This is a genomic window from Methylophaga sp., assembly GCF_048266885.1.
Lineage (GTDB): Bacteria > Pseudomonadota > Gammaproteobacteria > Nitrosococcales > Methylophagaceae > Methylophaga.
Genome location: NZ_JBLWYR010000004.1, coordinates 21,034 through 46,167, shown reverse-complemented (window position 1 = coordinate 46,167; position 25,134 = coordinate 21,034). Strand labels below are relative to the sequence as shown.

23 protein-coding genes are annotated in these 25,134 nt (G+C 45.6%); 18 read left to right on the top strand and 5 right to left on the bottom strand.

Features of this window, described 5'->3' with window-relative positions; translation table 11 throughout:
* Complete coding sequence (gltB, locus tag ACN0V2_RS02980; protein ID WP_417549301.1) at positions 1 to 4,491, bottom strand: glutamate synthase large subunit; 4,491 nt, start codon at positions 4,489 to 4,491, stop codon at positions 1 to 3.
* A 232-nt stretch (positions 4,492 to 4,723) separates the two neighbouring features.
* Between gltB and purE the strand changes: the two genes are divergently transcribed.
* Genes purE through ACN0V2_RS02965 form a run of 3 tightly spaced genes read left to right on the top strand, consistent with a single transcriptional unit; the run spans position 4,724 to position 6,637 of the window.
* Positions 4,724 to 5,218 (top strand): 5-(carboxyamino)imidazole ribonucleotide mutase, encoded by a 495-nt coding sequence (gene purE / locus ACN0V2_RS02975; RefSeq protein WP_417549300.1) that lies wholly within the window; start codon positions 4,724 to 4,726, stop codon positions 5,216 to 5,218.
* 13 nt (positions 5,219 to 5,231) lie between these two features.
* Complete coding sequence (locus tag ACN0V2_RS02970; protein WP_417549299.1) at positions 5,232 to 6,362, top strand: 5-(carboxyamino)imidazole ribonucleotide synthase; 1,131 nt, start codon at positions 5,232 to 5,234, stop codon at positions 6,360 to 6,362.
* Positions 6,362 to 6,637, top strand: a complete 276-nt coding sequence (locus tag ACN0V2_RS02965; RefSeq protein WP_417549298.1) for a SelT/SelW/SelH family protein — start codon at positions 6,362 to 6,364, stop codon at positions 6,635 to 6,637. The genes ACN0V2_RS02970 and ACN0V2_RS02965 overlap by 1 nt, the downstream gene beginning before the upstream one ends.
* A 51-nt stretch (positions 6,638 to 6,688) precedes the next feature.
* Here ACN0V2_RS02965 and topA read toward each other — a convergent pair whose 3' ends face one another.
* The 4 genes from topA to ACN0V2_RS02945 all read right to left on the bottom strand — a co-directional run bounded on the left by topA (position 6,689) and on the right by ACN0V2_RS02945 (position 11,710).
* Entirely contained in the window at positions 6,689 to 8,971 is a 2,283-nt protein-coding gene (gene topA, locus ACN0V2_RS02960; RefSeq protein ID WP_417549297.1) for a type I DNA topoisomerase, read from the bottom strand.
* An 84-nt stretch (positions 8,972 to 9,055) separates the two neighbouring features.
* Positions 9,056 to 9,523 carry a DUF494 family protein gene (locus tag ACN0V2_RS02955; protein ID WP_417549296.1) on the bottom strand — a complete coding sequence of 156 codons (468 nt, stop codon included), beginning with the start codon at positions 9,521 to 9,523 and terminating at the stop codon, positions 9,056 to 9,058.
* An 11-nt stretch (positions 9,524 to 9,534) separates the two neighbouring features.
* Positions 9,535 to 10,668, bottom strand: a complete 1,134-nt coding sequence (gene dprA, locus ACN0V2_RS02950) for a DNA-processing protein DprA (RefSeq protein ID WP_417549295.1) — start codon at positions 10,666 to 10,668, stop codon at positions 9,535 to 9,537.
* A 10-nt stretch (positions 10,669 to 10,678) separates the two neighbouring features.
* On the bottom strand, positions 10,679 to 11,710 hold the full coding sequence (locus ACN0V2_RS02945) for a LysM peptidoglycan-binding domain-containing protein (protein WP_417549384.1): 1,032 nt from the start codon (positions 11,708 to 11,710) through the stop codon (positions 10,679 to 10,681).
* 171 nt (positions 11,711 to 11,881) lie between these two features.
* Between ACN0V2_RS02945 and ACN0V2_RS02940 the strand changes: the two genes are divergently transcribed.
* Genes ACN0V2_RS02940 through ACN0V2_RS02870 form a run of 15 tightly spaced genes read left to right on the top strand, consistent with a single transcriptional unit; the run spans position 11,882 to position 25,064 of the window.
* Entirely contained in the window at positions 11,882 to 12,214 is a 333-nt protein-coding gene (locus ACN0V2_RS02940; protein WP_417549294.1) for a c-type cytochrome, read from the top strand.
* A 37-nt stretch (positions 12,215 to 12,251) separates the two neighbouring features.
* A complete protein-coding gene (gene def, locus ACN0V2_RS02935) occupies positions 12,252 to 12,755 on the top strand; it encodes a peptide deformylase (RefSeq protein ID WP_417549293.1) in 504 nt (167 codons plus the stop codon).
* A gap of 8 nt (positions 12,756 to 12,763) precedes the next feature.
* The gene (gene fmt / locus ACN0V2_RS02930; RefSeq protein WP_417549292.1) at positions 12,764 to 13,696 is read left to right on the top strand and encodes a methionyl-tRNA formyltransferase; all 933 of its coding nucleotides are present in this window, start codon (positions 12,764 to 12,766) and stop codon (positions 13,694 to 13,696) included.
* Positions 13,689 to 14,996, top strand: coding sequence for a 16S rRNA (cytosine(967)-C(5))-methyltransferase RsmB (gene rsmB, locus ACN0V2_RS02925; protein ID WP_417549291.1), 1,308 nt, complete (start codon positions 13,689 to 13,691; stop codon positions 14,994 to 14,996). The genes fmt and rsmB overlap by 8 nt, the downstream gene beginning before the upstream one ends.
* Positions 14,974 to 15,555, top strand: a complete 582-nt coding sequence (locus ACN0V2_RS02920) for a DUF4390 domain-containing protein (RefSeq protein ID WP_417549290.1) — start codon at positions 14,974 to 14,976, stop codon at positions 15,553 to 15,555. The genes rsmB and ACN0V2_RS02920 overlap by 23 nt, the downstream gene beginning before the upstream one ends.
* The gene (locus ACN0V2_RS02915) at positions 15,540 to 17,699 is read left to right on the top strand and encodes an ATP-binding protein (RefSeq protein WP_417549289.1); all 2,160 of its coding nucleotides are present in this window, start codon (positions 15,540 to 15,542) and stop codon (positions 17,697 to 17,699) included. The genes ACN0V2_RS02920 and ACN0V2_RS02915 overlap by 16 nt, the downstream gene beginning before the upstream one ends.
* A 2-nt stretch (positions 17,700 to 17,701) precedes the next feature.
* A complete protein-coding gene (locus ACN0V2_RS02910) occupies positions 17,702 to 18,976 on the top strand; it encodes a sigma-54-dependent transcriptional regulator (RefSeq protein WP_417549288.1) in 1,275 nt (424 codons plus the stop codon).
* Positions 18,977 to 18,985: 9 nt separating this feature from the next.
* Positions 18,986 to 20,359 (top strand): Trk system potassium transporter TrkA, encoded by a 1,374-nt coding sequence (gene trkA, locus ACN0V2_RS02905; protein WP_417549287.1) that lies wholly within the window; start codon positions 18,986 to 18,988, stop codon positions 20,357 to 20,359.
* A 5-nt stretch (positions 20,360 to 20,364) separates the two neighbouring features.
* Positions 20,365 to 20,922, top strand: coding sequence for a YqgE/AlgH family protein (locus ACN0V2_RS02900; RefSeq protein WP_417549286.1), 558 nt, complete (start codon positions 20,365 to 20,367; stop codon positions 20,920 to 20,922).
* Complete coding sequence (gene ruvX / locus ACN0V2_RS02895; protein ID WP_417549285.1) at positions 20,919 to 21,338, top strand: Holliday junction resolvase RuvX; 420 nt, start codon at positions 20,919 to 20,921, stop codon at positions 21,336 to 21,338. The genes ACN0V2_RS02900 and ruvX overlap by 4 nt, the downstream gene beginning before the upstream one ends.
* Positions 21,335 to 21,865 carry a bifunctional pyr operon transcriptional regulator/uracil phosphoribosyltransferase PyrR gene (pyrR, locus tag ACN0V2_RS02890; protein WP_417549284.1) on the top strand — a complete coding sequence of 177 codons (531 nt, stop codon included), beginning with the start codon at positions 21,335 to 21,337 and terminating at the stop codon, positions 21,863 to 21,865. Before ruvX ends, pyrR begins: the two co-directional genes overlap by 4 nt.
* Positions 21,855 to 22,826 (top strand): aspartate carbamoyltransferase catalytic subunit, encoded by a 972-nt coding sequence (locus tag ACN0V2_RS02885; RefSeq protein WP_417549283.1) that lies wholly within the window; start codon positions 21,855 to 21,857, stop codon positions 22,824 to 22,826. Before pyrR ends, ACN0V2_RS02885 begins: the two co-directional genes overlap by 11 nt.
* Entirely contained in the window at positions 22,826 to 24,100 is a 1,275-nt protein-coding gene (locus ACN0V2_RS02880) for a dihydroorotase (protein WP_417549282.1), read from the top strand. Before ACN0V2_RS02885 ends, ACN0V2_RS02880 begins: the two co-directional genes overlap by 1 nt.
* Before the next feature lie 26 nt (positions 24,101 to 24,126).
* The gene (locus ACN0V2_RS02875; protein ID WP_417549281.1) at positions 24,127 to 24,303 is read left to right on the top strand and encodes a DUF3012 domain-containing protein; all 177 of its coding nucleotides are present in this window, start codon (positions 24,127 to 24,129) and stop codon (positions 24,301 to 24,303) included.
* Between the two features lie 5 nt (positions 24,304 to 24,308).
* Positions 24,309 to 25,064 (top strand): HAD family hydrolase, encoded by a 756-nt coding sequence (locus ACN0V2_RS02870; RefSeq protein ID WP_417549280.1) that lies wholly within the window; start codon positions 24,309 to 24,311, stop codon positions 25,062 to 25,064.
* Positions 25,065 to 25,134: the final 70 nt, after the last annotated feature.

The window sequence follows — 25,134 nt, the reverse complement described above, 5'->3', positions numbered from 1 at the left end:
TCAGGCCGCTTTGGTGGCTATTTTTAATAAACCATCCAATGACGCTGCTTTGGGTTTGACCAGCCAGAACTCTTTAATCGCTTGCTCAAAACGATCCAGAATCTGATGCGCCCAGACACTCCCGGTTTCACGCACATGGTCTTCAATAAGGCCTTTTAGATGCAGAGCGGCTTCAGACATTTCGTCACCATCAATCCGCACCAATTCAACCAGCTCTTCGTTGTAACGTTCTGCAAAAGTGTTATCTAAGTCCAGCACATAAGCCAGACCACCGGTCATACCAGCACCAAAATTCAGCCCGGTTTCACCCAACACAGTAACAACACCACCAGTCATATATTCACAACCGTGATCGCCCACCCCTTCAACAACCGCAACTGCTCCGGAATTACGCACTGCAAAGCGTTCACCCGCTTTACCAGCGGCATACAATTCCCCGCCAGTCGCACCATATAAACAGGTGTTACCGATAATGCTGGCATTTTGCGTTTCAAAATCACTTTCCGGAGATGGATAGATAGTCAGCTTGCCTGCAGCCATACCTTTACCAACATAGTCATTGGCATCACCTTCAAGGCGCATTTCCAAACCACCAGCATTGAACACGCCAAAGCTTTGTCCAGCAGAGCCTTTAAGGTTCAGACGAACAGGCTTTTCGATCATGCCGTAATTGCCATGAACTTTAGCGATCTCACCCGACAAACGGGCACCGATGGACCGATTAATATTACGAACGGTGTAACTAAATTCACCGCCGATTTTGTTGACGATAGTTTCTTTAATATCCACTACCATCTGCTCAGCCAACTCACCTTTATCATAAGGTTCATTTTTCGGCTCGAGGCAGAATTGCGGTTTGTCAGCAGGGACGCCGGCATTCGACAACAGTGGTTGTAGATTCAAACCACGTTGTTTATCAGTGGTACCAGGCAATACTTCCAGCAAATCAGTACGGCCAATCAAATCCTGCAAGCTATGTACACCCAGTTTAGCCAACCATTCACGGGTTTCACGTGCAACAAACTGGAAGTAGTTCATTACCATTTGTGGCAAACCGATAAAGTGTTGTGTGCGCAGTTTTTCATTCTGCGTTGCTACACCGGTCGCACAATTATTCAAATGGCAGATCCGCAGGTATTTACAACCCAACGCCACCATCGGTCCGGTACCAAAACCAAAACTTTCCGCACCCAAAATAGCAGCTTTAATAACATCCAAACCGGTTTTTAGGCCACCATCTGTTTGCAAACGCACTTTGTCACGTAAATCATTGGCACGCAGTGTCTGGTGAGCTTCACTTAAACCAAGCTCCCAAGGACCGCCAGCATATTTGACCGAAGTCAGTGGGCTGGCACCGGTACCACCGTCATAACCAGAAATGGTAATCAAATCGGCATAAGCTTTTGCCACACCAGCTGCAACAGTTCCGACACCTGCTTGGGAAACCAATTTCACTGATACCAATGCATCAGGGTTTACCTGTTTCAAATCAAAGATCAATTGAGCCAGATCTTCAATCGAATAGATATCATGATGCGGTGGTGGCGAGATCAATGTTACGCCTGGCACTGAATGGCGCAGTGTCGCAATCATCTGATTAACTTTGCCACCCGGTAACTGACCACCCTCGCCTGGTTTTGCACCTTGAGCAATTTTGATCTGTAATACTTCGGCATTAACCAAATAGTGTGGTGTTACACCAAAACGGCCTGAGGCAATCTGTTTGATTTTAGAAACACGTTCGTTACCAAAACGATCTGGATCTTCACCACCTTCACCAGAATTCGAGCGACCACCTAAACGGTTCATAGCAATCGCCAGGGCTTCATGCGCTTCAGGCGATAAAGCACCTAAAGACATACCAGCACTATCAAAACGTTTCAGAATAGCACCGGTATCTTCAACTTCTTCAATATCTAATGCCGTATCGGCCAGTTTGACATCCAATAAGTCGCGCAACACCATCGCAGGACGATCATTAACTAAAGCCGCATACGCTTTATAGTCATCATAGCTGCCGCCTTGAACGGCTTTTTGCAATGTCCCAATGACATCTGGGTTATAAGCATGATATTCACCACCGTGGATGAATTTCAGCAAACCACCTTGCTCACGTTTTTTACGTTGATTCCACGCAAGTTTAGAAAGTTGTAACTGATCTTCATGTAATGCTTCAAAATCAGCACCGCTGACTCGGCTGGTCGTTGCAGTGAAGCATTTATCAACTACCGCATCACTCAAACCAACAATTTCAAATAACTGAGCGCCGCGATAGCTGGCGATTGTTGAGATACCCATTTTTGAGGTGATCTTAAACAAACCTTTATTGATGCCCTTACGGTAGTGTCGGCATAACTGGGCATGTTCAATATCTTTGATTTCGTTGGTAGCACGTAAATCCTGCAAACAAGCGTATGCAAGATACGGATAAATTGCAGTTGCGCCATAGCCCAGCAATACGCCGAAATGATGTGGATCACGAGCGGTTGCAGTTTCAACAATGATATTGGCATCACAACGTAAGCCTGACTTAATCAAATGCTGATGCACCGCACCTGTTGCCAATAATGCATGTACAGGCAAGGTGTCTTTAGCAATATCACGATCACTGAGGATCAACACCACATTGCCATCACGCACGGCATTTTCTGCATCGACACAAATGGCATCAATCGCTTTTTCCAAACCGATTTCTGGCTGGTAATTTAACGAAATACGATGTGACTTGTATTCAGTATCACTATCACCCAGCTTGAGGATTTGATTAAACAGCTTTTCTGTTAGTACCGGAGAATCCAACACCACACGTTGGGCATGATCTTCACCCTCTTCAAACAGGTTACGCTCTTGGCCAATACAGGTCTCCAAAGACATAACAATGTTTTCACGCAATGGGTCGATTGGTGGATTGGTGACCTGTGCAAACTGTTGGCGGAAATAATCATACAAAGAACGGACTTTTTCTGACATGACCGCAAACGGACTATCGTCACCCATTGAGCCGACAGCTTCCTGGCCTATCTCACCTAACACACGAAGCACCTGATCGCGCTCTTCAAAGCTGACACCGAACATTTTTTCGAATACTTCCAGCTCATCACCCTGAATTTCAGGCAATGTATGCTCATCATCTTTCTCGGTGTCTTGCAGCCGTTGTAAATTATTATCCAACCACTCACGATAAGGTTGAGCGTTTTTCAGCATATTGTTGATATCTTCTGGCATCAACAATTCGCCAGTTTGGGTATCTACAGCCAACATTTGACCTGGTTTCAGACGACCTTTTGCCACCACGTCTTCTGGCTGATAGTTGTAAACGCCGACTTCTGATGCCAAGGTAATATGACGATCTTTGGTAATGACATAACGTGCAGGGCGTAAACCATTTCGATCTAGCGTACATGCTGCATAACGGCCATCAGTGATAACCACGCCAGCTGGACCATCCCATGGCTCCATATGCATGGAGTTAAAGTCATAGAAGGCTTTTAGATCACTATCCATTGTGGGATCGTTTTGCCATGCAGGTGGAATCAACAAACGCATTGCACGGAACATGCTTACGCCGCCAGCCAATAGGGCTTCCAACATGTTATCCATGCTGGACGAGTCGGAACCAGAAGTACCGACTAATGGGCGAATATCTTCCATGTTTTCAATTAACGACGTCGCAAACTTGGCACCACGTGCCAAAGCCCAGTTACGGTTACCTTGAACGGTATTAATTTCACCGTTGTGCGCAAGATAACGGAATGGCTGAGCCAAGCGCCATTGCGGCCAAGTGTTGGTAGAGAAACGTTGGTGGAATACACAAATAGCCGTTTCCATACGCTCATCACTGAGATCTTTATAGAAAACGGGTAAGTATGAAGGCATTACCAAGCCTTTGTATGAGACTACTTGTGATGACAGAGTGGGGATGTAGAAATCCTTATCATCGGTAATCGCTTTTTCAGCTTTACGGCGTGCGATATAAAGATTGCGTTCAAATGCCGCATCATCCATAGACTCGCCAGCATTCACAAAAACATGCCGCATCTTTGGCAACAAACGTAATGCCTCTTGGCCGCAGGCCGTTTCAGCATCAACCGGCACTTCGCGCCAGCCTATTACTTGAAGACCTTGCTCGGTAAGTTTTTCGCTAACGGCGTCCTGGGCTAACTGTGCTTTATTGTCGTCCTGTGACAGAAATACCATACCGACCGCATAGCGCTGTGCCAATGAAAAGCCAAGCTCTTCGGCAATCGCTTTAAAAAAGCTGTCTGGTTTCTTCAGCAATAAACCGCAACCGTCGCCGGTTTTACCGTCAGCACCAATCGCGCCTCGATGGGTCAGATTACCCAACGCTTCAATGGCGGTTTTAACCAACCAATGACTGGGCTTACCATCCATTTGGGCAATTAGGCCGAATCCGCAGTTATCGCGCTCAAATTCAGGTCTGTAGAGACCTTGTGTTAATTCTGTTGGCTGACTCACGTCGCATACCTTCATCGTTTGTTAGCGCCGTCGCAGCTCCATTCCGGTTGTTAAACCAGCACAGCTATGTCTAAACTGAGGAGCGTCGCACAAAAACACGGCAGAAAGGATCACCTAGTATAACGATTGATCCAGCACCATTCAATTCTAGCTACAATTTGGACAACATCTAACGGCAGTAAATTTTCCTATTTTCAATAAAATAGCTAAAATGCACTGCTTTTCTGACAATACAATCGGACTGACAATGGACAAACCACTGGTAGGGGTAGTGATGGGCAGTAACAGTGACTGGCCTGTCATGCAAAAAGCCGTGGAACAACTTGACGCTTTTGGCGTTGCTTATGAAACCCAAGTTGTTTCAGCTCACCGTACACCCGATCTACTTACCGACTATGCCAAAACAGCTAAAACGAGAGGTTTGAGTTGTATTATCGCTGGTGCCGGTGGCGCCGCCCATTTACCCGGCATGCTCGCTGCGAATACATTAGTCCCTGTTCTTGGAGTGCCGGTTCCATCACGTTATCTCAAAGGCCAGGACTCTTTATTATCCATTGTTCAAATGCCAAAGGGCATTCCTGTTGCCACGTTTGCTATTGGTGAGGCTGGTGCCGCGAATGCTGCTTTATTTGCCATTGCCCAGTTGGCGATTCATGACAAAAAACTGGCCGCTAAATTAGAACAATTTCGTAAAGACCAGCACCAAGCCGTATTGGATATGACACTTCCACCATTAGCATAGAACTGAGGACGTAATGATTTTACCAGGTGCAACGTTAGGAATGCTGGGAGGCGGTCAATTAGGTCGCATGTTTACGACTGCCGCTCAAACCATGGGCTACAAAGTTATTGTGCTCGACCCGGATAAAAACAGCCCTGCGGGCATTATTGCTGATCAGCATATTTGTGCAACCTATACCGATGAATCAGCCCTAAAAGAACTGGCCCTGCAATGTGCTGCCATCACGACTGAGTTTGAAAATATACCCGCCAGCACTTTGGCCTTTCTCGAACAACGCACTGTGGTTCACCCTTCATCAACTGCATTGGCCAGCACTCAAAATCGTAATACTGAAAAAAACTTTATTCGTGCCCAAGGCATCGCCACCGTGCCATTTGTCAGTATTCACAGTAAAGATGATATTGCTAATATCGGTGACCAAATTACTTTCCCAGCTATTCTCAAAGTTGCCACCTTTGGCTATGACGGAAAAGGTCAGATTGTTTGTGAAGATTTGCAAGCAGCCTACGAAGCATTTGATGCTTTAGGCCAAAAAGAATGTGTATTGGAACAGCGAATTGATCTAGAGCGTGAAATATCAGTTGTGCTGGCACGAGCTCAGAATGGCCAGATAACGGCCTTTCCAGTTGCTGAAAATGTGCATATAAATGGTATTTTGCATTCAACCACCGTGCCTAGCATTGCAGAGCAATCCCAACAGCAGATGGCCATTGAAATGGCCAGTAAAATTGCTGAGGGCCTTGATTATGTTGGCACCATGGCGGTTGAATTTTTTGTCTCCAAACAAGGTGACATTATTGCCAACGAAATCGCACCGAGACCACATAATTCCGGTCATTACACCCTGGATGCTTGTCGCACATCACAATTTGAACAACAAGTAAGAATGCTTTGCGGTTTGCCCGCTGGAAATGCTGAGCTTATCTCGCCTGTTGTGATGATTAATTTATTGGGTGATGTGTGGGGCAATAGCCAGCCACACTGGAATAAGCTGCTTACTCAGCCAGATATCAAGCTGCATTTATACGGAAAAAAAGAAGCACGTGCTGGTCGCAAAATGGGTCACTTTAATGTGCTTGCCGCTGACACATCCCAAGCAATAGAGCTAGCCAGTCAAACTTTTGCAGCCATCAAAGCTGATTAATGCACAACATTACGATTACCTATTGCACACAATGCCGCTGGATGTTGCGCGCAGCTTGGATGGCTCAGGAACTGCTCAGTACTTTTGACGGTGAGATTACAGAGTTAACGCTTAAACCGGCTTCCGGTGGCGTTTTTGAAGTAACGGCGGATGATGCGTTGGTCTGGTCAAGAAAACAGGAAGGTCGCTTCCCAGATATTGCCGAGCTGAAACAACGCGTTCGTGATGTCATTGCTCCAGAACAGGATTTAGGTCATTCCGATAAGAAAAAGTAATAGCTGTATCTGAGCAGATAAAAAAAGGGACGTTTTCACGTCCCTTTTTTGTTATGCATCTTCAACTTTTACACTATAACCGCACTCTTTCTGCGGACAAACTTTTTCCGTACCTTTACTTTTGGTAGTTTTGATACTCAAAATCGGCCAGTTACAATTAGGACATGGTTCGGCAACCGGCTCATTCCATATCGCATAATCACAAGTCGGATATTCCGAACAAGAATAAAACACTTTGCCGCGTCGTGATTTGCGGGTAAGGATCTCGCCTTTTTTACACTTCGGACATTCAACACCGGTTTTATCCGGTTGTTCCAATGATTCAATATGCTTGCATTTGGGATAGCTGCTGCAGCCTATAAACTTACCGTATTTCCCGGTACGAACCCATAAATCCGATTCACATTTAGGACATTTACGGCCTTCAACTACTTCTGGCTCACTGGCGGTGGTTTCTTCGCCATCAATGTTGCGTGTGTAATCACATTCAGGGTAACCGGTACAACCAATAAAGCGACCACTTCGGCCCAATCGGCTGGATAGTTTTTTACCGCATTTTGGACAATCTTCATCCAACAGTTCCTGCGTCACATCGCTACGCTGAACTTCCTTATCCTTGGTTTCCACTTGCTCTTTAAATGGTCCCCAGAAATTACGTAACAATGGGATCCATTCGGCTTCACCGCGCGATACCGCATCTAAATCATCTTCTAGTTTGGCAGTAAAGTCATAGTCCACATAGCGAGTAAAATGCTGAACGAGAAATTTGCCGACAACGCGCCCCACATCGGTTGGATGAAAGCGTTTGGTAATTAACTCGACATATTCACGTTGGAGCAGCGTGGAAATAATACTGGCGTAGGTCGATGGACGACCAATATCGTGTTCTTCAAGACTGCGAACCAAGCTAGCCTCACTGTATCTCGGCGGTGGTTCAGTAAAATGTTGTTCAGGACGAATAGCGACTAGATCAACGACCTCACCGACTTCCATTGGTGGCAGGATATTTTCATCCTTATCGCCTTTAGTATCATCTTTACCTTCAAGATAGACACTCATAAAACCGGGATTGACCACGGTAGAACCATTGGCGCGGAAAGTATTTCCTTTGCCACAGCCTAAATCCACAGCAACAGTATTCAAGGTTGCATGAATCATTTGACTGGCTAAAGTCCGCTGCCAGATCAGGTTATACAGTTTGTATTGATCGGCGGATAAATACGCCTTCATGTCATCGGGAGTGCGTAGAACCGAAGTAGGTCTTATCGCCTCATGCGCTTCCTGAGCATTTTTGGATTTGGTTTTATATTCTTGCGGTTTACTCGGTACAGATTTCGCTCCATAGCGCTGACCGATAAAGATACGAATCTCTTCAATCGCTTCGGCCGCCAACGTTACTGAGTCAGTACGCATATAGGTGATTAAACCCTCTGCTCCCTCGCCAGTATCCACACCTTCGTATAATTGTTGGGCAACGCTCATCGTGCGCTGCGCACCGAAACCTAACTTACGGGATGCTTCCTGTTGCAAGGTAGAAGTAGTAAAAGGCGCCGCCGGATTACGTTTACGTTGTTTTTTCTCAACGTGGGTGACCAACAATTTGCCTTCTGCAGCCTTGGTTAGAGCTTTGACCACCTCTTCGGCCTGTTCCGTATGATCAATACTGAACTGGCTAAGTTTCTCATTTTTGTATTGAGTTAATTTTGCTTGAAACGGTGTTTTTTCGGCGGTGGCATCTGCTTCGATGGTCCAATATTCCTGAGCCTTGAATGCTTCTATCTCCAGCTCGCGTTCGACAATCATTCGAAGTGCAGGGCTTTGTACCCGTCCGGCGGACAAACCTCGACGCACCTTTTTCCATAACAATGGAGAAAGCGTGAACCCAACTAGATAATCTAAAGCACGCCGTGCTTGCTGAGCATTGACCAAATCCATCGATAATTCTCGGGGATTGGCTACCGCATCGTTGACAGCCTGCTTAGTAATTTCATGGAAGACAACCCGGAAAACTTCTTTATCTTTTAATACACCTTTCTTTTTCAGCAACTCAAATAGATGCCAGGAGATAGCCTCTCCCTCACGATCCGGATCCGTTGCCAGATAAAGCGTGTCGGCTTTTTTCATGGCTTTGGCAATCGCCTCAACATGTTTACTGTTGCGGTCAATGACCTGATATTTCATCGCAAAATCATTGGACGGATCGACAGCACCTTCTTTAGGCAGTAAATCCCTGACGTGACCATAAGATGCTAAGACTTCTACATCTTTGCCCAAATATTTTTTGATGGTCTTGGCCTTGGCCGGTGACTCAACAATAACGAGTTTATTTCCCATAAAATCCTGTACCAAAAATAGACGCTCTAAATAACACTGCCCGTGTAAAACGGGCAGTGTTATGAATAATAAGAGCGGTCAAATTCAGTGAATAACCGCCTCCAAATCTTCAAACACCAGATCTTCCATCCAGGCATAAGCGACCTCTCGGCCTGGTTGATAAAACAGTACCATGAGCACAACCCATTTCAGCTGTTCAAGGTCAATTTCTTCACTATCCAAGGCCAACACACGCTCAATGACAACTTCGCGGGTTTCGACATCCAAAACCCCAACCTGTTCCAAAAACAATAAATAGCCACGACAATGAATATCGAGACGCTCAATTTCACTGTCACTGAAAACACGGATATGTGTATTGGGAATGTCTGTCTGCGGTGCCACCACAGTCATGTTGTCAAGCCAATCAAGTGCTTTGTGTATTTCTAGTTCCTGAAAGCCTACCTGCTCTAATTCAAGCTCCAGGACATCTTTATCAGGTTGGTTGCTATCTTCGGTATCGATATAGTTTTCGAACAGATAGAGCAACACATCAATTACATTTTCTTTCATCGGCTTCTCTATTATGGGCCCGATCCGGTTCCGGTTCGGACATATCGTCCTCCGGGCAGTGATGCAACCTGACCTTGCAGCTCCAGTAATAACAGCATGGATGAAACGGCATCAACCGTCAATCCGCTTTTGTCAATAAGTATATCGATATGAATAGGGTCATATCCCAGAAACTCAAACAGTTGTTGATAATCCTTATCTAATTCCGCTGAAGCTAAAACCTCTTCATTAGAAGCAAAGTTATCCCCTGATTGCGGAACCACTCCTGCCATGGCTCCCAGTTCTTCGATAATATCATTCGCAGTTTCAACTAACTTAGCGCCTTCACGAATCAACTGGTGACAGCCCCGTGATAATGGGTTATGAATTGAACCAGGAATGGCGAAGACCTCTCTTCCCTGCTCCATCGCCATCCTTGCCGTAATTAATGAACCACTTTTTACTGCAGCTTCGACCACTAGCGTGCCTAAACTTAAGCCACTGATAATGCGATTACGGCGAGGAAAATTTTCCGCTTTGGGAGGAGTCCCTAAAGGAAACTCTGAAACAATCGCGCCATTTTCAGCGATATAATGCGCCAAATCCCGATGTGCCGCTGGATATACCCGATCCAAACCGGTACCAATCACCGCAATCGTTCTGCCGGATGCTGCTAATGCCCCTTTATGTGCCGCAGCATCAATACCTGCAGCCAATCCACTGGTAATCACAATATCGCCTTGTGCTAAATACCGGGCAAACTCAAATGCCGTATCACGACCAGATGCGGATGGATTTCGACTACCCACCACAGCCAACTGCCATTTACTAAGTAAATTGATATCACCTTGGACAAACAATAAAGCTGGAGGATCGGGTATTTGTTGGAGTAACTTAGGATAATGTTGGTGTTGCTGGTCGATCACATGGCGATTATCAGCTGATAACCATTCCAAATCTTGCTCAACCTGATCCCAATCTGGCGTTTGGAGTAACGAGACGATTTTAGGATCAATACCTTTTAACAGCCGCGGTTCATTGAAAATATCCGCTGGTGAGCTGACTTGTTGGACAAGTTTGTTAAAGGTAGCGGGCCCTACACCGGGAATACGTTGTAGAGCCAGCTGACATGCTAAGGAACGTTGCGCCCCGGAGAATCTATGCAAGCTGTTTCCTTTATTCTGCAGATCGTACCTTGTCAAACAAATGCATAGAAGTCGTCGCTTTCATTACGATGGCGTAACTCACTTTTTCATACAGCTTAAACACCATGGCTTCCCCAGCATGCTCGTCAGGCAGTGTGACAGTCGCTTCACGATCTGCACTTACCTCATCACGAATCGTTTTACCTGCTTTATAAACGGATAAAACATGACCACTTTCCAGGCCATCGCGTGTACCGAGATTTAAAACCACGATTTGATATTGCCCCACTTGGGAAACACCGTCAAACACCGAAATAATCGTGCCCTCCACCGGTTGAGAAGGTGCTCTCGGGAAAAAGTTAAGATCAAAATCTTCTTCTTCGACCGGCAACAATTTATCACCAACCATGACTTCACGACTTGTGTAGGTGAGATTCAAGGTTGAAACGTCTCCAGGCTGCGTTACGACTGCATCACCGGTATAAATTGCTTCTACACCCAGCTCTTCACCGGTATTAGGGTCAAAATAAATTTTTCCGCCCCTAAATACACTGAAATCATCGCCTTCCGGCTCGATTATGCCTCGTGCATAAACAATATCACCTGCGCCCGACAATAATCTTTCATCTGTTGTTGCCACAACGTATGGCGCTGTATCAAGTACTTCAACACCCACCACTCGTGGCTTGGTTAGAAATGGGCGAATGATGGATAAAGGAATAGTGTTGATGGCTTCATCAATTCGGATTTCACGCGTTTCAGGTGAAAGTTTGAAGGTTTGCTGGCCACGATTTAACTCTAGGACTGGACGGCCATCGCGATAAACCAAGGTTAATTCATCGCCCGGATAGATTAGATGGGGATTTTCGACTTGTGGATTGACCTGCCATATCTCTGGCCAATGCCAAGGGTATTGAAGAAATTTAGCGGAGATATCCCAAAGCGTATCGCCTTTAACCACCACATAACGTTCAGGATGATTGGGATTCAGGGCAACCTGGTTTGCCAGTAACGCAGAACTCATCAACAGGGCCATTAGACCCAAACAGATGTGACGTATCATCATAAAATCCTCATGGACGCTACAGGGCAGCCATATCCCTGGACAAACAGCAACGGCTCATAGTGTCTAATAAGCGTTTACACTAATCAAGTAATCCGGCAACAAACTTGGTTTATAATGTGTCGATATCTCGACTAGTTAAACTTTTATGCCTGATAAAGGTAAGCTTAGATGGCGAACAGCATAATGAAACTAACAGCTACTTTTGTTCTTGGCATCACGTTGATGAGTGTGAATTCCATCGTGATTGCTGCTGGAGATGTAGCTAAAGGCAAAGTTAAGTCAGCTGTCTGCTCAACGTGTCATGGTGCTGATGGCATTGCGATTATGCCAGCTTATCCCAACCTTGCTGGCCAGAATGCTGAATATTTAGAGTCAGCGCTTAAGGCCTATCGGGAAAAACAACGTCAAGGCGGTATGGCAGCCATCATGCAGATGCAAGCGAATAACTTGTCAGACGAAGATATTTCCAACCTCGCAGCTTATTACTCAAGCTTGAAATAACTGACTGCTGGTTAAATGATTTATAGCAGGTACTGAAATGGCTCAACTGAATATATTGCACTTCCCCGATCCCAGGCTACGTCTAAAAGCAAAGCCCATTGAAAAGGTAACGGATGAAATCCGCCAGCTTGCAAATGATATGCTGGAAACCATGTACGATGCTCCGGGTATTGGTCTTGCTGCCACCCAGGTTAATGAACAGAAACGGTTAATTGTTATTGATGTTTCTGAAGATAAAACCAGCCCGTTGTTTTTGATTAACCCGGAATTAGTTGAAACTGAGGGTGAGAGGGACTTTGAAGAAGGCTGCCTTTCTGTTCCCGAAGCCTATGAGCTGGTTACCCGTGCGGATAGAATTCGTGTTCGTGCATTAAACCTGCAAGGCGAAGTTTTTGAAATGGATGCCGATGGCATTCTGGCAACCTGCATCCAACATGAAATCGATCATCTGGAAGGCAAATTATTTGTTGATTACCTAAGCAATCTCAAACGTCAGCGCATCAAAAAACGGCTGGAGAAACACCAGAAACAAAAACTATAAGGACATCCATGCGCATCATTTTTGCCGGCACTCCGGACTTCGCAGCAACCACGCTGGCGGCTTTACTGACCACGGAACATGAAATCTGCGCCGTTTACTCACAACCAGATCGACCCGCAGGTCGTGGCCGCAAACTGACAGCCAGCCCAGTCAAACAACTCGCTCTAGAACATAATATTCCTGTTGAACAACCACTCAATTTCAAAGCTGAAGCTGATCGAGAAATACTTGACCATTATCAGGCAGATTTAATGATTGTGGTAGCCTATGGATTACTGTTACCTCAAAGTGTTCTGGACACTCCCCGACTGGGCTGTATTAATGTTCATGCCTCTTTATTGCCGCGCTGGCGCGGGGCTGCACCAATACAACGCGCTATTTTGGCTGGTGATAAAAAAACCGGTGTATGCATTATGCAAATGGAAGCCGGGTTGGATACTGGGCCAGTAATTCAACGCGCTGAAATTGCCATTGAAGCCAATGATACTGGCGAGCAATTGCATGACAAACTGGCACAGCTTGGCGCCTCTACTTTGCTGGAAACACTGAAGAATTTTGAACAGTTGCAATCGCAGGCTATCCCTCAAGATAATGCTGACAGTTGCTATGCATCTAAACTGTTGAAAGCTGAAGCGAATATTGATTGGTCACAATCTGCTCAGCAAATCGATCGCCAAATCCGGGCGTTTAATCCCTGGCCTGTTGCTCAAACACTCTGGCAAGACAAAATGTTGCGGATCTGGGGCGCTATAGTAATTGACTCTCACAATCAACACACCACGCCGGGCACCATTATTCAGGTAGAGCGCCAAGGAGTTGATGTTGCAACAGGTGACGGTGTACTCCGCCTGCTATCGATTCAGTCACCAGGAAAAAAAGCCATGCCTGTCCATGACTTTCTGAATGCTCATCCATTAAAGGTGGGCGACCATTTTGGCTAAAAACAAATCATTATGTGCTCGCAGTGCAGCCGCCTTGGTCATTTTGCGAGTAATCCAGGGACAGTCGTTAAATACTGCTTCGACCGATATCAGCAAACGACTGGATGAAACTCAACGCGGATTATTTCAGCAACTTTGCTATGGTGTGATTCGTTGGTATCCAACACTTGAAACCCTTAGTGAGCAATTACTTTCCAAACCATTAAAAGCAAAAGACGGCGATATCCTCGCCTTGTTACTGATTGGTATTTATCAACTTCGTTCGTTACGAATTCCAGACCATGCGGCACTCTCTGAAACCGTCAATGCCTGCAAACTGCTGAACAAACAATGGGCAACCGGTTTGATGAATGCGTGCCTGAGAAACTATCAGCGCCAACAGGATGTGTTAGAAAAATCATTAACAGAACAAGTTGTCAGTCTTTACGCTCATCCAACGTGGCTGATTGAAAAGTACCAAAACGATTGGCCAGATGATTGGCAAACAATTTTGACCGCCAACAACCAGCAACCGCCCATGATGTTGCGAGTTAATTGCCGGGAATTTTCGCAAGCGGAATATCTAGAATTATTAGCCAAAGCCAATATTGCTGCTCAGGCAATTGAAAACTGCCCCCAAGGCATTTTGCTAGAACAGGCTTGTGATGTATTTGCCTTGCCAGGCTTTGTCGATGGTGCTGTCTCCGTTCAGGATGGTGCCGCACAACAAGTTGCTGATTTACTTGATATACAGCCAAACCAGCGCATTCTGGACGCCTGCGCAGCACCAGGGGGTAAAACCTGCCATATTTTGGAAAGACATCCCCGTAATGAAATGACCGCACTGGATATCAGTGATGAGCGGCTCAAACAGGTGGATGAAAACCTGTCCCGATTGCATTTAACAGCAAATTGTTTAGCAGCAGATGCCAGTGACACACAAAACTGGTGGAATGGTGAGCAATTTGACCGTATATTAATTGATGCGCCATGTACTGGTAGTGGAGTCATCCGCCGGCATCCAGATATCAAGCTGCTAAGAAAACCTGAGGATATAGAACAGTTGGCTCAGCAACAACGCGCTTTGCTGGATAATTTATGGCCATTACTGAAACCTGATGGTTTGCTGGTTTACACCACCTGCTCGGCATTTAAGCAGGAAAATGAATTACAGATAGAAGCATTTTTGCAACGTCAGCCTGATGCCATGGAACACATTCCAGCTAAGGCTCCAGCACGAAGAGCAAGTTTTGGCTATCAATTGCTACCGGGAGATAACGATCTGGATGGTTTCTATTATGCCTGCTTACGCCACCGTTAAACGTCTTCTGACGTCAATTGTGTTTGTATTTGTATCTGCGCAAGCTGCGCAGGCGGAGGTGTTTCGAGTTGATGATGCCCACACCTCTCCCGCGGGCAATGGTTATTTGCTCAATGCCAACATTAGCTATCCGTTAAATCCTCGGGTAAAGGAAGCGCTTTACAACGGGGTACCAATTACCTTTGTTCAGGAAATACAGCTAATACGTATTTACCCTGTTCTGGGGGATTGGTGGCAATGGCATAGTACCCTCTGGTCAACTGAATTACGTTATATACTGCGTTATCACGATCTATCACAGCAGTATTTGTTACATTCGATGGAAAGCAAAACCCATCGGAATTTTCCGACCATGGAAAGTGCTTTAAGTAGCATGGGAGAGATACAGGATTTTAGTCTCCCCCCCCAACACACTCTTGATACCCAAAATTTGATTCTCAGAATAAGCAGTCAAATTGATTTGAATGCCCTGCCCTCACCGATGCGGCCAGGGGCATTCCTTTCTAGTAAATGGGATTTAGCCAGCGACTGGTATGAGGTGGCATGGCCTTCCAATTAATCAGAGGACTCAGCTCGGGAACAGCACCTTATTTTTCATTGGCCTTGATGTTATTACTGCTGGCCTATTTATTAAGTGCTGCCACACAAGATACTTCCCGACTCAATGATCTGTTTCTTTACATTTTTGGTCTTGGCCTGGTCTGCCTGCTATTGCTGGCCGGGATCCTGGCCCGTGGTTTATATCGGCTCTACCGCGATTTTAAAAGAAAAGCGCCAGGCTCCCGGCTTACCCTGAAACTGGTCAGCTTATTTGTTTTGTTAATTGTCGGCTCAACCAGCATTGTCTATGGCTTTTCAGTCCATTTTTTACAACGTGGAATCAACAGTTGGTTTGACGTAAAAGTTGAACAAGCATTAGAGGACTCTCTAGAGCTTAGCCGTAATGCCTTTGGTATCCGCATGCGTACATTGCTGCGTCAGACACGGATGATGGCGGGAGTGCTTTCAGAATTGCCAGACAGCCGTCTCACCAACAGTTTGCGAGAACTAGTGCAGCTAAGTGGTGCCCTGGACATCAGTGTCTGGAATATGAATGGCCAGCTGGTCGTTTCAAGTATTGAAAACCCCGCTATTTTTCTACCCGAAGCACCCGATGAATCGATTGTGCGCCGCTTGCAGCAAGGCGAAGATTATATTGGTCTGGATCCCGCAGCAAATGATGAGTTGGAACTACGAGCAGCGGTGATGTTGCCGCGGAAATCTATTCTTGCGGAAGAGCGTTATTTACATGTGGCTTTTCCGGTCAATGATCATTTGAGTTCTTTAGGCAAAAATGTTCAGGATGCTTATACCGATTACAAAGAACTCAGTTATTTACGTAAACCGCTAGTCACGATATTTACCTTGACGTTGAGCCTAATTGTTTTCCTGACCATGCTGGCCTCTATCTGGTTTGCAGTATGGATTTCCAGGCGTATGGTTCAGCCCTTACAAGAGTTGGCGGCCGGTACTCAGGCTGTTGCATCGGGTAACTACAATATGCAACTGACGGCTTCTGGACATGATGAAATCGGCTTTTTGGTACGCTCCTTTAATCAAATGACCCAGCGCCTCACCCAGGCCCGAAATGCGTCGGATAGAAGCCATCGATTACTGGAACAGCAAACCAGTTATCTGACGACGGTACTGGGCAGCCTATCCAGCGGTGTTATTACGATTGATAATGATCTGTATTTACGCACTTCCAATGTTGCCAGCAGTAAGATTCTGGGAGTTAATTTACAGCAGCGCCTGGAAAGCTCTTTGGATACTCTGGGTAAACTCAATGACAATTTGCATAGCTTTTCCTTATTGATCCAAAACTACACCTTCAAGTCGGTTGCTTGGCAACAGCAAATTGAACTCAACCAACCCAAAGGCCGACAAACATTGATGTGTCATGGCACACCATTACCTGCTGAAACTGGCTGGGTCATCGTGTTTGATGACATAACGGCGTTACTACAGGCACAACGTAATGCCGCCTGGGGTGAAGTCGCTAGACGTCTGGCGCATGAAATAAAAAATCCATTAACTCCGATACAACTATCAGCCGAACGTTTACAACATAAATATGCCTCGCTGGTACCACCGGATCAAACCGAGACATTACAAAAACTCACGGATACTATTGTGCAACAGGTTGAGGCCATGAAAGATATGGTCAATGAGTTTTCGGACTATGCTCGCAGCCCTGGCTTACAATTGGAAGATGTGTCCATCGGTCAATTATTACGAGAAGTTTTGACTTTGTATCAAAGTCATTCCAATCATCAATTCACCTTGTTAAACAGTCCAACCGAAATTCGTATCAAAGTTGATAAAAACCGGATCCGTCAGGTCTTCCACAATTTATTGAAAAATGCCATCGAAGCGAGCGAAGAAGCTGATAAAGCAGTAGATATTGTGATCAGTTATCACCTAGTTGTGCAGCAACATATGCCATGGCTGGAAATCATCATTAATGATCAAGGGCCAGGCTTCCCGCACGATATGATAGACAAACTGTTTGAACCATACGCCACCACTAAAATCAAAGGCACAGGACTGGGGCTGGCGATTGTTAAAAAAATCATTGAAGAACATGGCGGGGATGTTTGGGCAGAGAACCTTAACCCCGAAGGAGCAGGTATAATAATCCGGCTACCACTGGAGGAAGACTAGGCGTGAGTACTGAAAAACCACTTATTTTAGTTGTAGATGATGAGCCCGATATTCGTGAGCTCATTAAAGATATTCTTGAAGATGAGGCTTACCGGGTTGTCACCGCGAGTAATGGTGAAGAAGCACGCCTGGTATTTACCCAAAATCAACCACAACTGGTGCTGCTTGATATCTGGATGCCAGATGTTGATGGAATCAGTCTGCTTAAGGAATTCAAGCAACAAAATGCGGGTGTCACCATTGTCATGATGTCCGGACATGGCACCATTGAAACGGCTGTGGAAGCTACTCGCTCAGGTGCCAGCGATTTTATTGAAAAACCGTTATCTATGGCAAAACTGCTCCGCGCAGTGGAATTAGCCATTGAAAACCGTGCAAAGCAAGCGGCCCAGCGGCATGAGTTTGCCTTAGAACCGGTCGGCAAAAGCGCTAAAATGGCACAACTTCGTGAACAAGCTGAACGCGTTGCTGGACACGAAATGCCGATTTTACTGATTGGTGAAGGTGGCACTGGGAAACATTGTTTTGCCTATTACCTGCATAGATTGGGCTTGTATAGCAGTGGCAAGTTTATTGAAGTCAGCCCAGAAAGCTTTCCGCTTGATAGTCATAAATTAATTTCACTGGCACAAAATAACACTATTTATATTAATGATGTTGCCTTGCTCAGTGATGAAGCCCAAGCTCTGTTGCAGCATTTGTTGGAAAGTAATCGAATTAGAGACTGTCAGCTAATTTGTGCCACACAATTGGGGCTGGATAAAGTCATCGCCCGCGGCGACTTCAGTGAAGGTTTGTTTTATCAACTCAACACCATCACTTTGCAATTACCTGCTCTACGGGATCACGTTGAAGATATTCCTGAGTTAGTGCACTTCTTTGTCGATCAACAAACCACTCAGGCCGATCTACCTTATCGTCGATTTACGGTGGCAGCACAAAATCGTCTGCGCAATTACGCCTGGCCGGGCAACGTGTTGGAATTAAAAAATGTTATTCAGCGCCTATTAGTTCTGGGCGATTCAGATGATATTGACGTGGATGATGTGGAATCCGCCTTACAAGCCGAGCAACCTGCGCAAGCAGATGACGTAACCGGGATCAATTTTGATCAACCACTCCGTGAAGCACGTGAACAATTTGAACGAATTTATTTACTGCAAAAACTACAAGAAACCGATGGTAATGTGGGTAAAGCCGCTAAATTAGCGGGTATGGAGCGCACACATCTTTATCGGAAATTACGTGCGCTGGGCATTGATAGTAAACAAGTATAGGGCTTTGCAATGAAGATTCTCATCCTCGGTGCCGGTCAAGTTGGTGCCTCTGTTGCTGCGACACTCGCCCGAGAGGATGATGACATTACGCTAGTTGATACTGATGCCAATAGCCTACATAAACTTCAGGATCACTACGATATACGGACTATTCAAGGCCTTGCTTCACATCCCGATGTACTACAAAGAGCGGGGGCAGCTGATGCCGATTTGGTGTTGGCGGTTACCAATAGTGATGAAACCAATATGGTGGCGTGTCAGATATGTCATACGTTGTATAACACGCCAACTAAGATCGCTCGCATTCGTGCGCCAGAATATCTGACTAAACCCGAGTTATTTAATAATGATGCGTTTGCGATTGATGTCTTAATCAGCCCAGAACAATTAGTCACCGATTATATTCAAAGATTAATTAGCCACCCAAATGCATTACAGGTACTGGATTTTGCCGATGGTTTAGTGCAATTGGTTGCGGTAAGGGCATTTCATGGTGGTCCTTTAGTCGGTAATCCGTTACGTGATTTACGTAAACATATTCCCAAAACCGAAACTCGTGTCGCGGCGATATTCCGTAAGGGAAAAGCCATCCTGCCAGAAGCCGAAACCGTTATTGAAGCGGACGATGAAGTGTTTTTTATCGCTGCCAGTAAAGATATTCGCTCGGTGATGGCTGAATTACGCCGATTAGAAAAACCTTACAAACGTATTATGCTGGCTGGTGGTGGCAATATTGGTATACGACTTGCGCGAGCCCTCGAGCATAATTTTCAAATCAAAATTATCGAAGCCAATAGTGCCCGGGCTGATTACTTATCCGAAGAGTTATCAAAAAGTATCGTGTTACTGGGCGATGTGGCCAATGAAGAACTATTGCTCGAAGAAGAAATCGACAACGTGGATTTGTTCTGCGCGCTGACCAATGACGACGAAGCGAATATCTTATCGGCGATGCTGGCCAAGCGCTTGGGAGCACGCAAAGTATTGTCGTTAATCAATCGCGCCGCTTATGTAGATTTGGTTGAGAGTGGCACCATTGATATTGCTCTATCGCCGCAGCAAGCGACCATTGGCAGTTTGCTGGCCCACATTAGACGCGGTGATATTGTAGCGGTGCATTCATTACGTCGTGGCGCCGCTGAGGCGTTAGAGGCCATTGCTCATGGCGATAGAGGTTCATCCATGGTTGTGGGCCGACGGATTGATGAAATTGATCTACCTCCCGGTACATCCATTGGTGCTATCGTACGAGGTGAAGAAGTTATTATCGCGCATCGAAATACCATGGTTGAAGCAGAAGATCATGTCATTTTGTTTTTAACGAATAAGCGCTATATCAAAGAAGTCGAACGATTATTCCAGGTCGGATTTACCTTCTTTTGACCATTATGTCTTATTCACTCAAACATCATTTTCTGATCGCCATGCCGACATTGATAGACAGTTTTTTTTATCATTCGGTAGTTTATCTGTGCGAACACGATGAAGATGGGGCAATGGGTTTAATCATCAATCGCCCTACCCGTATTATGATGCAAGAGCTGCTCAATCATCTGCAAATCACCAATAATTCCGAATGGGCAAACAATACCGCTGTTTTATTTGGTGGACCAGTCCAAAAAGATCAGGGCATGGTGGTGCATGATGGTGGTGAACGATGGAAAAACACCCTCAAAATTACCGATGACACCTTTCTAACCACCTCCAGCGATATCCTGCAATCATTAGGTACCGATAATGGACCGCCCCACTCCATCGTCACTCTGGGTTATGCGGCGTGGGAAGCGGGTCAATTAGAAAAAGAAATAGCCGAAAACAGTTGGTTGACCGTGCAGGCTACAGCAGAATTACTTTATCAAACTCGGGCCGAGGATCGATGGCAGGCCGCCGCAAAATTGCTGGGCATCGACATCAATCTAATGTCTAATACCACAGGCCATGCATGAGTTCTGAAAAAAATATTCTCGGCTTTGATTTTGGTATGAAAAGTATTGGAGTGGCGGTTGGACATCAATTAACCAACACCGCTCGAGGCATCGCCGCCTTATCCGCCCGAGATGGTATTCCAGATTGGGATATTATCGCTAAATTAATGACTGAATGGCAGCCGGGATTGATTGTGGTGGGCTTGCCGCTGAATATGGATGGCACCGAACAATTAATGACCGCTGCAGCTCGAAAATTTGGCAACCGCATCAACAATCGATTTAATATTCCCGTGGTCTGGCAAGATGAGCGCTTAACAACCTTTGAAGCACTCGACCAAATGGGAATACGCAGTAAACTGCAGACTGATAAACGTAGTGATGTCGATAAACTGTCGGCTCAAATTATTCTTCAATCATGGCTGGACCAACAATGACAATGCCCCAAACAACAGCAGAAATTCAAAATCTGCTCGAAGAGATGGCTGAATCCATACGCGATGAACTGGCGGATAAAGATCCTTTGCTGGTCGGCATCCATACTGGCGGCGTATGGGTCGCAAAGGCCTTGCAGAAAATACTTGGTGAAGACTTTTTTGACGCTCCGCTAGGCACCTTGAATATTGCCTATTATCGAGATGACTTTACTCGAATTGGCATGCATCCACAGGTTTCACCTTCCGATTTGCCTTTTGAAGTCGACAATCGTCACTTGGTTTTAGTGGATGACATTTTTTACAGTGGCCGTACTACGCGGGCAGCGCTGAATGAGATTTTTGATTATGGTCGTCCAGCCAGTGTGACCTTAGCTGTATTAATTGAGCGAGATGGCCGCGAGTTACCTATCCGTCCAGATATTGTTGGTGCCTCGGTCATACTGCCACGTAACCAACATTTAAAACTTCGTAATAAAGATGGTTTGCAATTGGAGATCCGTGCAGCAGGAGCATTGCATGCCGAGTAATCAGCTGACAGAGAGTGGCCAACTCCGGCATTTTCTGACGATTGAGGGTCTGAAACGCCCGTTATTAACAGAAATCATGGATCGGGCTGAACAGTTTTCCAGTATCAGTCACCGCCAGGTCAAGAAAGTCCCATTATTACGTGGCAAAACCATCATCAATCTGTTTTTTGAAAATAGCACCAGAACGCGCTCGACCTTTGAATTGGCAGCCAAGCGGCTTTCAGCCGATGTAATGAACTTTAATATCAGCACTTCCGCGACCTCAAAAGGCGAAAGTCTGCTCGATACCCTGCATAATCTTGAAGCCATGCACACCGATATGTTTGTGGTTCGCCATGATCAAAGCGGTGCAGCTGAGTTTATTGCCCAACATGTAGCACCGCATGTAAGTGTAATTAATGCCGGTGATGGCTGCCATGCCCATCCCACTCAAGCAATGCTGGATATGTTTACTATCCGCCGTCATAAGCAAGATTTTGCCAATCTGCGAGTGGCGATTATCGGCGATATTTTGCACTCGCGAGTAGCCCGTTCACAAATTCAGGCTTTGGCTACGCTTGGTGTAGGCGAAATCCGCGTTATAGGTCCTCAAACATTATTACCTCGTGAAAGCCAAACCATGGGCGTGCATGTTTATCATGATATGGCCTCCGGCCTTAAAGATGTAGACGTAGTGATCACGTTGCGACTGCAACTGGAACGCATGCAGGGTGCTTTATTACCTAGTGCTCGCGAATATTTTCGCTGTTACGGATTGACCGAAGAAAAACTCAAATACGCCAAACCCGATGCCATTGTTATGCATCCTGGGCCAATTAACCGTGGTGTCGAAATTGCCTCCTCAGTTGCTGATGGCCCCCAATCGGTAATACTTGAGCAAGTCACCCACGGCATCGCCATCCGAATGGCAGTGATGTCGATGGCGTTGGCCAGCCAATCAGAACAGGCAGAGATCGAATAATGAAGATTTGTATTCAAAATGGGCGTGTTATAGACCCTGCCAGCCAGCTTGATATTGATCACAATATTTATATTGAAGATGGACTTATTGTGGCGATTGCTGACGATTTAGCTGGTTTTGACGCTGATATAGAAATTGATGCCTTTAACAAAATCGTCTGTCCTGGTTTGGTTGATCTAAGCGCTCGTTTGCGTGAACCGGGTCAAGAACATACCGCCACCATTGAGAGTGAAACACGAGCTGCTGTAGCTGGTGGTATCACCACGCTGGCCGTCCCCCCCGATACCGATCCGGTCATTGATAATCCCGCCGTAGTTGAATTGATCGAGGACCGCGCCAAAAAAGCTGGCCGCACAATGGTGCTCACCGTAGGTGCTTTGACCCAAAAACTGAATGGTGAATTGTTAGCTGAAATGGCAGCCTTAAAAGCAGCTGGCTGTGTCGGCGTTAGTAATGGTGTGTCCGAAATCAAAAACACTGTAGTTTGGCGCCGTGCACTTGAATATGCAGCCACGCTGGATTTAACCGTATTTATTAACGCCGCCGATCCGTGGTTACAAAAACAAGGTTGCGTACATGAAGGCACAGTCAGTGCCCGACTTGGGTTATCCGGTATTCCTGAAAGCGCCGAAACTATCGCGGTAAGTCGTGATCTGATTCTGATTGAACAAACCGGAGTACGTGCTCACTTTCATAGTTTATCTACTGGAAAAGCGGTTAAACTTATTCGTGAAGCTCAAGAACGGGGTTTACCCGTCACCGCTGATGTAAGTGCCCATCATTTACATTTATGTGAACACGATTTAGGCAATTACGATAGTTACAGCCATGTTATGCCGCCGTTACGTGGTGTTCGGGATCGTGAGCAGTTAAAACAAGGGTTACGCGATGGGGTTATCCAAGCAGTCTCATCACATCATCAGCCATTAGATGCTGATGCCAAGTTAGGTCCATTTGCTGAAACCATCCCAGGCATTTCAGCATTGGAAACCTTATTACCCCTTACACTTAAATTAGTCGAAGACGACGAAATCAGCCTGCATCAAGCTATTGCTAGTTTGACCTGCCAACCCGCGGCGATTCTGGGTATTGAAGCGGGACAACTCAAAGTCGGAGCCAGTGCCGACATCTGTATTATTGATGCAGATGTGCAATATGACTGCAAACCGTCGGCGTTTACCAGTGCAGGCAAAAACAGCCCGTTTGGTGGATGGTTATTCCAGCATCAGGTGAGTCATACCCTATTTCAAGGAAAAATCGTTTATCAACGTTAGGCGAAATAACTTTACGGAGTCACAAAATGAATATTAAGCGTTCTTGTTTTCGACTTTTTGGCTTAATGGCAGTAACCATTCTCTTTTCTGCTTGTACTCCAGAAGTCGGATCAGATGAATGGTGTGTTCATATGAAGGAAAAACCCAAAGGTGATTGGACAGCGAACGAAGCCGGTTCTTACGCTGAACATTGTTTGCTCTAAACGACATGCAGCAAAAGTTATTTGCCCTCGATTTTGATGGCGTAATCTGCGATAGCGCGTTGGAAACTGGACTAACTGGCTGGCAAGTTGCGACGCGTATTTGGGGAGACATGCCAAAAGCTATGCCCGACCAAATCATGACGGATTTTCGCCAAATCAGACCGATTATGGAAACCGGCTATGAGGCAATATTAATTTGCCGACTATTATTTGAAGAAATTCCCCCTGTACTAGTAATGGATGATTTTGCCAATCAAATAAAAAATATTCTGGCTCGAGATCAACTCGACGTCGCAGATTTGAAAAAGCGGTTTGGAGAATATCGGGACAGCTGGATTAATATCGACCTTTCGGGTTGGATTAAAATGAATCCACTTTATCCAGGTGTCAGTGATTTATTACAGCAAATCCCACTGGAACAACGATTTATCATTACCACCAAACAGGAACGTTTTGTTAGCGAAATCCTTTCAGCAAACCAGATAGAGATTCTGCCAGACCAAACTTATGGATTGGAACGTAAACTAAAAAAACCACAAATTCTAGAAGATCTACAGCGAACAAATGCTCAAGCGACTATTTTGTTTGTTGAAGATCGTTTGCCAACATTATTGGATGTTATCGATACCCCCTCCCTTACTCAGGTGCAATTGTATTTTGCTAACTGGGGTTACAACACTGATGCGGACAAATTGCAGGCAACGCAACATCCCCGTATTACACCATTGGATACAACGGATTTACATAAATTGACACTTTGATGAGATACCATTGGTGAGGAACTAAGGGAGAGGATGTTTGCCCATAAAGTAACCATTACTTTCCCTAATT

Excerpts from the sequence above, each read along its gene's own strand:
- gltB (WP_417549301.1), bottom strand. The coding sequence starts at position 4,491 with ATGAAGGTATGCGACGTGAGTCAGCCAACAGAATTAACACAAGGTCTC.
- purE (WP_417549300.1), top strand. The coding sequence starts at position 4,724 with ATGGACAAACCACTGGTAGGGGTAGTGATGGGCAGTAACAGTGACTGG.
- ACN0V2_RS02970 (WP_417549299.1), top strand. The coding sequence starts at position 5,232 with ATGATTTTACCAGGTGCAACGTTAGGAATGCTGGGAGGCGGTCAATTA.
- ACN0V2_RS02965 (WP_417549298.1), top strand. The coding sequence starts at position 6,362 with ATGCACAACATTACGATTACCTATTGCACACAATGCCGCTGGATGTTG.
- topA (WP_417549297.1), bottom strand. The coding sequence starts at position 8,971 with ATGGGAAATAAACTCGTTATTGTTGAGTCACCGGCCAAGGCCAAGACC.
- ACN0V2_RS02955 (WP_417549296.1), bottom strand. The coding sequence starts at position 9,523 with ATGAAAGAAAATGTAATTGATGTGTTGCTCTATCTGTTCGAAAACTAT.
- ACN0V2_RS02945 (WP_417549384.1), bottom strand. The coding sequence starts at position 11,710 with ATGATACGTCACATCTGTTTGGGTCTAATGGCCCTGTTGATGAGTTCT.
- ACN0V2_RS02940 (WP_417549294.1), top strand. The coding sequence starts at position 11,882 with ATGGCGAACAGCATAATGAAACTAACAGCTACTTTTGTTCTTGGCATC.
- def (WP_417549293.1), top strand. The coding sequence starts at position 12,252 with ATGGCTCAACTGAATATATTGCACTTCCCCGATCCCAGGCTACGTCTA.
- fmt (WP_417549292.1), top strand. The coding sequence starts at position 12,764 with ATGCGCATCATTTTTGCCGGCACTCCGGACTTCGCAGCAACCACGCTG.
- ACN0V2_RS02920 (WP_417549290.1), top strand. The coding sequence starts at position 14,974 with ATGCCTGCTTACGCCACCGTTAAACGTCTTCTGACGTCAATTGTGTTT.
- ACN0V2_RS02915 (WP_417549289.1), top strand. The coding sequence starts at position 15,540 with ATGGCCTTCCAATTAATCAGAGGACTCAGCTCGGGAACAGCACCTTAT.
- trkA (WP_417549287.1), top strand. The coding sequence starts at position 18,986 with ATGAAGATTCTCATCCTCGGTGCCGGTCAAGTTGGTGCCTCTGTTGCT.
- ACN0V2_RS02900 (WP_417549286.1), top strand. The coding sequence starts at position 20,365 with ATGTCTTATTCACTCAAACATCATTTTCTGATCGCCATGCCGACATTG.
- ruvX (WP_417549285.1), top strand. The coding sequence starts at position 20,919 with ATGAGTTCTGAAAAAAATATTCTCGGCTTTGATTTTGGTATGAAAAGT.
- pyrR (WP_417549284.1), top strand. The coding sequence starts at position 21,335 with ATGACAATGCCCCAAACAACAGCAGAAATTCAAAATCTGCTCGAAGAG.
- ACN0V2_RS02885 (WP_417549283.1), top strand. The coding sequence starts at position 21,855 with ATGCCGAGTAATCAGCTGACAGAGAGTGGCCAACTCCGGCATTTTCTG.
- ACN0V2_RS02880 (WP_417549282.1), top strand. The coding sequence starts at position 22,826 with ATGAAGATTTGTATTCAAAATGGGCGTGTTATAGACCCTGCCAGCCAG.
- ACN0V2_RS02875 (WP_417549281.1), top strand. The coding sequence starts at position 24,127 with ATGAATATTAAGCGTTCTTGTTTTCGACTTTTTGGCTTAATGGCAGTA.
- ACN0V2_RS02870 (WP_417549280.1), top strand. The coding sequence starts at position 24,309 with ATGCAGCAAAAGTTATTTGCCCTCGATTTTGATGGCGTAATCTGCGAT.